We start from the raw sequence: 7253 nt of genomic DNA on the forward strand, positions 1-7253 counted from the left end.
TCCATGGCGCATTGGCAGCCCCAGTGGAGTGAGGCGGGAGAGGTCAGTGGGCAGCTGGGTTGCGCTGGGTCGGAAGCGAGCCGTTTCGTTCCGGCGCCTCCTGTCTCATCCCAACTCGGTCCGGCTCCTTGGCCTTTGCTCCATGGCCGAGTCGGTCACCGTGCGGTACATCGACCCCGCGCGACGGTTACCCCAGCGATCTGTCCGACGAGCGCTGGGAGCTGATCGAACCGGTACTCACCGTCCGGCGGGCCCGGCGCCGCCGTGACGCCCTGGACGTCGGCCGCCCACCGTGCACCGCCTGCGGCAGATCATGAACGCGATCCTCTACGTGGACCGCACCGGCGTCCCCTGGCGCCACCTGCCGCACGGCTTCGCCCCGTGGGCCACGATCTACGGCTACTTCGCCACATGGCAGCAGGACGGGGTTTTCGAGCAGCTCACAGGGCTGCTGCCACGCCTGGTCCGCGAGGCCGAGGGAGGTGGAGGCGAGCCGTCCGGCTGCGTGCTGGGCTCCCAGACGCCCCGTGCCCTACGGCTCGAAGTGGCCGCCCTGCGGCTGCCCCGGCCGGGCGCCGCGGCCGGTCCTGCCGCGAAACACGCCGAGGGCCGGCTCCCGTGGGTGGGAGCCGGCCCTCGATGATGCGGGGCCGAGGTCGGCCGCCGCTGTGTGCTCAGGTGCCCAGGCGGCGCTCCGCGATCTCCGTGGTCGCGTCGGCGACGAGGCGGCCCCACTCGGGCAGCTTGTCCGCGTCGTACCTGGATTCGGGCATGGAGATGGCCACCGTGGCCAGCGGCGTGCCGTCCTCGTCGAGGACGGGCGCGGCGATGGCGCAGACGCCCGGCCGGTACTGAATGCGTGGGTCGCGGCCGTCGCTTCCGGCGTCTCCATAGGCCGTCGCCCGGTCGCTCAGAGGAGGGCGCCGCCGGAGACCTCGATTCGCTGGGCGGTGACCCAGCGCAGGCCCTCGGAGGCCAGCGTGGCGATGGCGTCGCCGATCTCCTCGGGTTCGCCGACGCGGCCGAGCGCGGTCTGTCCTGCCAGAACCTGGCGCATCCCGGCGTCGTCCCGCATCGCTCCACCGTTGAAATCGGTGGCAGTCGGTCCGGGGGCGATGGAGTTGACCCGGATGCCGTGCGGGCCGAGTTCCGCGGCGAGGGTGCGGCTCAGGGCTTCGACTGCGGCCTTCGAGGCGGAGTAGACCGAAGTGGCGGGGCTGGTGTGGCGGGTCAGCGACGTCGAGACGTTGATGACGCGGCCGCCCTGGGCCAGCAGCGGCACAAGTGACTGGATTAGGAAGAACGCGCCCCGGACGTTGGTGCCCATCACCGTGTCGAAGTCGTCGGTCGTGACGCCCTCCAGCGGTCCGAAGATCCCCACTCCCGCGTTGTTGACCAGGATGTCGAGCCCCGAAGTGCCCCAGCTGCTCGCTCAGTTCGGAGGTGAAGGACGCGAAAGTGGAGACGTCGCTGATGTCGAGCCGGAGAACAGCGGCAGTCCCACCCACCGCCTGCACCTCTTGCACCGTCTTCTCGGCCCCGGCCTCATCACCGCGGTGGGTGACCACGACCCGCACCCCGCGTGTGGCCAGAGCGATGGCCGCGCTGCGTCCGAGGCCGCGATTCGCACCGGTCACCAGAGCGATCTTGTCGATTGTCATGAACTGTTCCTCCACCGCGCGGCCACCGGAATTCACCCGGCGCCACAGATGCGATGCGAGTCACTCGACTCGCCTTTCCCTCGTACCGTAAACAGGACCACCGAGGCGAGTCAAGTGACTCGCCTCGGGTCTGCGGCATACTGTCCGCATGGCAGCAGAACTCTCCGCACACCACCGCAGACTCGCTCAGCAGAAACGCGAGGCGATCACCACCGCAGCCACAGAACTGTTCCTGGATCGCGGATACGACGGCACCTCACTGGCCCGGATCGCCGAGGCGGCCGGGGTCTCGAAGTCCACCCTGTTCAAGCGGTTCCCCACCAAGGCGGCCCTCTTCGAGGCCATCGTCACCGAGTCCTGGCAGCGTGACGCCGGCGACACTGTCGCGCGGCCACAGACCGGAGATCTGCGCTCCGGACTGACAACCATCGGCCGGCGCTATGCCGACCTGGTCGGCCAGCCCGGCATGACAGCCCTGTTCCGGATCGTCATCGCCGAACTGCCTCGTTTCCCCGAACTGGGACGGATGCAGTTCGAGCTCGGCAAGCTGCCCTACTTCACCTCCGTTCAGCACTACTTGGAATCCGAGCACGAGGCGGGCAACGCTGACGTCCCGGACGCGGCGAGCGCCGCGAACCAGTTCCTCGGCATGATCGCCAACTACGTCCTGTGGCCCCGCATGCTGCTGACCGACTGGAACCCCGCAGCCTCCGACATCCACGACGCCGTCGAACAGGCCGTCCAGACCATGCTCGCCAGATACACCCCGACCCGCCGGCCCGACCCGAAGCCGGAACGTTGACACTGGCGCGCAATGCTCAACATCCGCGACGCCTCCACTCGGCGACGCATGTCGGTAAACGACGGCGAGCTCAAGCGGTCAGCGCATCACTGCTGTTCAGGAGGTCAGCGCAGACCTCTGCCGGAGTGAGGCAGCCGTGTGTCTTGCGCGGACGGTGGTTGAGTTCGTGAGCGATGGCGTCCAGGTCGGCGTGGCTGAACGTGCGGAGGTCGGCGCCCTTGGGGAGGCACTGCCGAGGCAGCCGGTTGGTGTTCTCGTTGGTGCCGCGTCGCCACGGGCTCCGGGGCTTGCAGAGGTAGATCGGCATCCTGGTCTCGGTGGTGATGGCCCGGTGCTCGGCGATCTCCCGGCCGCGGTCCCAGGTGAGCGTCCGCCGCAGGTGGGGTGGGATGCTGGGGGGCTCCCGGTGAGGAGCGGGGTGACCTGCTCGGCCTTGATGCCGTCCGGCAGCGCGACGATGGTCGTGCAGCGGCTGGTGCGCTCGACGAGCGTGGCGACCGCCGAGGGCCTGGTGCCCACCATGAGATCGCCCTCCCACTGACCGGGAACCTTCCGGTCCTCGGCATCGGCAGGGCGGGCGGTGATGGACACCATGCCGCGGATGATGCCCCGCCCCGTCCCGGCCGACAAGACCGATGCCGTGCGCACCGCGTACCTGGAGAACCGCTCCATCGCCGCCCTCGCCCGCGACCACGGCATCAGCCGCGGCGTGATCCGCACGGCCGTCGCCGACCTTCTGCCCGATCACACCAGCGTCGAGGAGGACATCCCGCCCCGAAGTTGCTGGTCACCCTCGACATGCCAGGCAAGGTCGCCGACTTCCTTCGCTCGGCCGACCTGGATCCGCCGAGCGGGCCGCGCTCGACGAGGGGGCGACCGTACGGCGGGGCCAGGGCTACACCCTGCGCGTGACCGCCATCCCCGCTGTGCACCGTCAGCTACTCGACCGCTGCCAGCCGCTCGATGGCTGCCAGGGTGTCCCGGCTGTTGCGGCCCAGGCAAGGCCCGTCGCGAGTACGAGAACCGCGTCAGCACGCTCGCGCCGATCGGACCATGATTGTTCTCAGCGCCAACAGCTGTGCCGATGTTCCTACCGACGCGAATTGCATCGGATGCGAATAGGCGACACCCGCCCTGGATGCTGGCCGGACACTGCACAGAAGCGATCTCAGCAGGGCTGTTGGCCTCGGAGCCACGGTAGCGGTCTTGTCGGCGAACATGTGCGGGCCTCACTCCATCGAGCGATTGAACTGCAAAGACGCCTCCGGGTCGCATCTGATGCGAAATTCTCGCGTCAGATGCGATAGACGGAGAGTGATGGCGGATGGGTAGGGACGGTCTCGTTCCAGGGTCTGCTCGGCTGCACCTGATCGACGGTCTGCCGTTGCTGCGGCCGGACGAGCAAGTCTTCGAGGCGATGATCATGGGCTGGCGCAACCAGCAACTCGCCCGGAATCTCTCACTGGGGTACGTCAGTGACCAGGAACGTACGGTCCGGGCGTTCACCCGGCATGCCGATGCGATGCCGTGGCAGTGGACGCCGCAGCACGTCGACGAATGGTCGGCCGATCTGCGGGCCGTGCACGGCTGCGTCCGCTCCACCCTGCGCAACTACCAGGGCTCGGTACGGCAGTTCTGCGACTTCCTGACCAACCCAGCCTACGGCTGGAGCGACGAGTGCCTGCGGCACTTCGGTACTCACCCAGTCCAGGTGGTCTACGACTGGAACGCCGCGACGCACGCCGACGAAGCCGAGGGCAAGCCAGAACGCCGAGCCTTCACCAAGCCTGAGTTGGAGGCATTCTTCGATCATGCCGACGAGGAGGTCTTGCGCGTTCGCGGCAAAGGCCGCAAGGGCTGGCTGCCTGCCTTCCGGGACGCCGCCTTGTTCAAAGTCGCGTACGCCTACGGGCTGCGCCGCAATGAGACCCGGATGCTGGATCTCACCGACTTCGGACACAATCCGGAGGGCCGGGAGTTCGGAGAGTACGGCACCCTCCTGGTCCGCTACGGCAAGGCCAAGAAGGGCTCGCCGCCCAAGCGCCGCAGCGTGCTGACCGTCTGGCACTGGACACCCAGCACCATCGCAAGTCCATCTGCGTGAGATCGGCGTCCCTCCACAGCGCGGCAGAACCTCCGCGATCCGTCAGCTCGTCCTCCAAGCCCCGGCCCCCGTCATCGCGAAAGCACTCGGCTACCACGACAAGACCGCCACCCGCCTGGTGACCGAAGCTGGCGGAACCTGGAGCCGATACGCTCCTGGTGATCACTCGCGGTGACCGCCGGGAGAGGTTCGGTCGTTGTCTCACACGACCGATGCCCGGAAAGGATCAGTGGGAATGATCTCCGCCTCGTCGAAACGCTGCTCCAACGCCTCATGACCCTGATGCCTGCGGAACTCGATTTCGGCGGCCGTCACAGGAAAGGTCCACAGGATGCGGGCGTGCCCCCCGGGCAGCGGACAGTGTTCAAGGTCAGGTCCGTGGAGATAGGGCAGGCTGATCAGCAGGTGGTCGCAGCTCGAGCCCGGCACCCATGGTTCACCGATCGGCATGCTGTGCTCCAGGTCGAGCTGATGCCCACCGCAGTGGTAGTACATGATCATGGCCATGAGATCGATGAACTGCTGGTCGCGGGCGTGGGCGGTCATGACGAACTCAAGCCCATGACCGTCCTTCTCCATCGCGGCCCAGCACCCGGCGGTCACATAGGCCCAGCTATCGCTGCGTGGACCGGGGCCGACAACGAGAACCCGCAGGTCGGGCAGGACCTCGCGCCGTTCCGGCCCCAGGTCGCAGACGACGACCTCAACGGAATGCCCCTCGAAGAACGCACGGACATGTGACTCAACGGCCTCCACGGCCAGCAGCCTCGCATCACTCACCGCGCGATCATGCCAGACCCAATCAACCGGCCCGACTTCTCACCCAGCGTCATGGTCCGTGGGCCTCAGCCGCGGATACGCGACACCTCAACATGCGGGCCTACCAGTCGAAGCCAGCATCCTTCCCGCATGGGCAACCGCGCTCCTCTACGAGCACACCGCCGCTGTCAGAGGCGGCTGACACACGTCCGGCGGCCGGTGGCGCGACGGTGTCACAATAGCCGCAAATACGGGGATCTTCCGCGCCCCCTGCCGTATCCGAGTGGCATCAACGTGACTGGTGGGTAATGATAAAAGCGCCACCGACTGGCAGGCGCTTCATCGGATTCTCCCGGTGAGCGGTCTTAGTGAGTGGGAGCCGATCATGGCGGACGTCACCGTAGGCCCCGAGAAAGACGTCGAGTTCTTCAGGGACCTTCAAGAGGTGTTCGACAAGTACCCTGGCGCTGCGGAGCAATACTACGTTCAATTCGCGGCGGCTGAGTTGGCACTTGAGGTCGACCTTGAAAAGCAGGTGAAGGTCAATCGGGTCCAGAACGGTGAGATCATCAGCAAGTTCGTGGACCGCGAATCTCAGCGGGCTTCCAACTCCGAATACTGCTGCGCGTGGAAGTGGGAGAGCCAGACCTGGCACTGTGTGACGATGTGCAGTGGTCCGCGCCCGCCTTTTAAGCAGTAGGAAATCCCTGGCGAGATAGCTTCACCCAGATGGTGGACAAGATGATCGCAAACGCCTGATAGAAATCCGGGGCTCGGCTCGCGACGGGCCCGTAGGCTGGGCAGAGCTGCCCAGGAAGGCTTCCCCCGTGCTTCCCGGGCGGCTTCCTGCTGCTCGGGCTTCCACCACGAAGCTGCCGACCCGGACGGCACGCTGAGCACGGGGACAGTGTCAGGCTGGCACCGATTTCCGGCTTTTGGCGAAAGCGAACGACCGCACCGACCTGTGAGTCCTCGCGATCGAGCAGGGCCCGCGGCCGCCACGATCCCCAAGCGATCACTCACCGTGTCCGGCACGTCGAGCGGCTCGCGAATACGCGACACCGCAACATGCGAGCCCACCAGTCCCGAGGCCGGACTCCTCAGTGGATGAATTCCTTCCAGAAATCGACGGTTGCCTGCGGGTTCCAGGGTGCGTCCTCGTCGACCTCTCGGAACTCGCGGTCGATGTAGTCGGCCAAGTCATTGCCTTGACTTGCACCTCGGGCTGAAGCCCGAGAATTCTGGCCTTCTCGACTTATTGCTGTGCCGCTACGCGGCACGCGGTTCGGTCGGGAATCCGTGGCTTCCTGTTTCTTCGCACTGTGCCGGGATTTCTCCTGGTCTTACCGGCGCTCCGCAGGCCGACACCGCCAGTCCGGCGGCCGTCTTCACGTTGAGTGCGGCGTTGATGTCCCGGTCGTGGACGGTGCCGCAGGCGGTACAGGTCCATTCCCTCACGTTCAGGAGTTTGGGTCCGTCCTTGACGCCGCAGGTGGAGCAGACCTGACTCGTCGGCTCGAACCGGCCGATCTTGACCAGAGTGCGGCCGTACCGGGCCGCTTTGTACTCCAGCATGCTGACGAACGATGACCATCCGGCGTCGTGCACGGACTTGGCCAGCTTCGTGCGGGCCAGTCCCGCCACCGACAGGTCCTCCACGGCGATCCCTTGGTTCTCGGAGATCAGCTGGGTGGAGAGCTGGTGGTGGAACTCGCGGCGTGCGTCGGCGACCTTGGCGTGGGCACGGGCGACCTTCAGGCGGGCCCTTTCCCGGTTCTTGGATCCCTTCTGCTTGCGGGACAGCTCCTGCTGGGCCTTCTTCAGCTTCTTCTCCGCGCGCCGCAGGAACCGCGGGGAGCCGATCTTCGTGCCGTCGGACAGGACCGCGAAGTGGGTCAAGCCGAGATCGATGCCGATGGTGCGGTCG

The 7253-nt window shown here is 66.7% G+C and carries 8 protein-coding genes and 2 pseudogenes; 5 read left to right on the forward strand and 5 right to left on the reverse strand.

The window, feature by feature from the left end; all coding sequences use genetic code 11:
• Positions 1 to 128: 128 nt before the first annotated feature.
• Positions 129 to 523, forward strand: a pseudogene (locus tag AOK17_RS52420) (transposase); the annotation flags it as partial.
• Between the two features lie 151 nt (positions 524 to 674).
• Here AOK17_RS52420 and AOK17_RS52425 read toward each other — a convergent pair.
• A complete protein-coding gene (locus AOK17_RS52425; RefSeq protein ID WP_079053239.1) occupies positions 675 to 959 on the reverse strand; it encodes an IclR family transcriptional regulator domain-containing protein in 285 nt (94 codons plus the stop codon).
• A pseudogene (locus tag AOK17_RS53780) lies at positions 911 to 1661 on the reverse strand (SDR family NAD(P)-dependent oxidoreductase). Before AOK17_RS53780 ends, AOK17_RS52425 begins: the two are co-directional and overlap by 49 nt.
• Before the next feature lie 148 nt (positions 1662 to 1809).
• On the opposite strand from AOK17_RS53780, the gene AOK17_RS23735 reads away from it, so the two are divergent.
• Positions 1810 to 2463, forward strand: coding sequence for a TetR/AcrR family transcriptional regulator (locus AOK17_RS23735; protein ID WP_055614561.1), 654 nt, complete (start codon positions 1810 to 1812; stop codon positions 2461 to 2463).
• 70 nt (positions 2464 to 2533) lie between these two features.
• Here AOK17_RS23735 and AOK17_RS47765 read toward each other — a convergent pair whose 3' ends face one another.
• Positions 2534 to 2932, reverse strand: a complete 399-nt coding sequence (locus AOK17_RS47765) for an IS30 family transposase (protein WP_245697325.1) — start codon at positions 2930 to 2932, stop codon at positions 2534 to 2536.
• On the opposite strand from AOK17_RS47765, the gene AOK17_RS53605 reads away from it, so the two are divergent.
• Together AOK17_RS53605 and AOK17_RS23745 are read left to right on the forward strand one after the other, a co-directional pair.
• Positions 2882 to 3004, forward strand: a complete 123-nt coding sequence (locus tag AOK17_RS53605) for a hypothetical protein (RefSeq protein ID WP_281198628.1) — start codon at positions 2882 to 2884, stop codon at positions 3002 to 3004. The two genes, AOK17_RS47765 and AOK17_RS53605, sit on opposite strands and share 51 nt — an antisense overlap.
• An 843-nt stretch (positions 3005 to 3847) precedes the next feature.
• Entirely contained in the window at positions 3848 to 4567 is a 720-nt protein-coding gene (locus AOK17_RS23745; RefSeq protein WP_157881379.1) for a site-specific integrase, read from the forward strand.
• Positions 4568 to 4768: 201 nt separating this feature from the next.
• Here AOK17_RS23745 and AOK17_RS23750 read toward each other — a convergent pair whose 3' ends face one another.
• Positions 4769 to 5347: a suppressor of fused domain protein gene (locus AOK17_RS23750; protein ID WP_055614564.1), complete on the reverse strand. Its 579-nt coding sequence runs from the start codon at positions 5345 to 5347 to the stop codon at positions 4769 to 4771.
• A 364-nt stretch (positions 5348 to 5711) separates the two neighbouring features.
• Between AOK17_RS23750 and AOK17_RS23755 the strand changes: the two genes are divergently transcribed.
• Positions 5712 to 6026, forward strand: coding sequence for a hypothetical protein (locus AOK17_RS23755; RefSeq protein ID WP_157881380.1), 315 nt, complete (start codon positions 5712 to 5714; stop codon positions 6024 to 6026).
• Positions 6027 to 6595: 569 nt separating this feature from the next.
• Here the strand turns inward: AOK17_RS23755 and AOK17_RS23760 are convergent.
• Positions 6596 to 7253, reverse strand: a 658-nt coding sequence (locus AOK17_RS23760) for an RNA-guided endonuclease TnpB family protein (RefSeq protein WP_157881381.1), incomplete at its 5' end; no start/stop codon positions are given.

The sequence above is a fragment of the Streptomyces phaeochromogenes genome (assembly GCF_001418655.1).
GTDB classification, from domain to species: Bacteria; Actinomycetota; Actinomycetes; order Streptomycetales; family Streptomycetaceae; genus Streptomyces; species Streptomyces phaeochromogenes.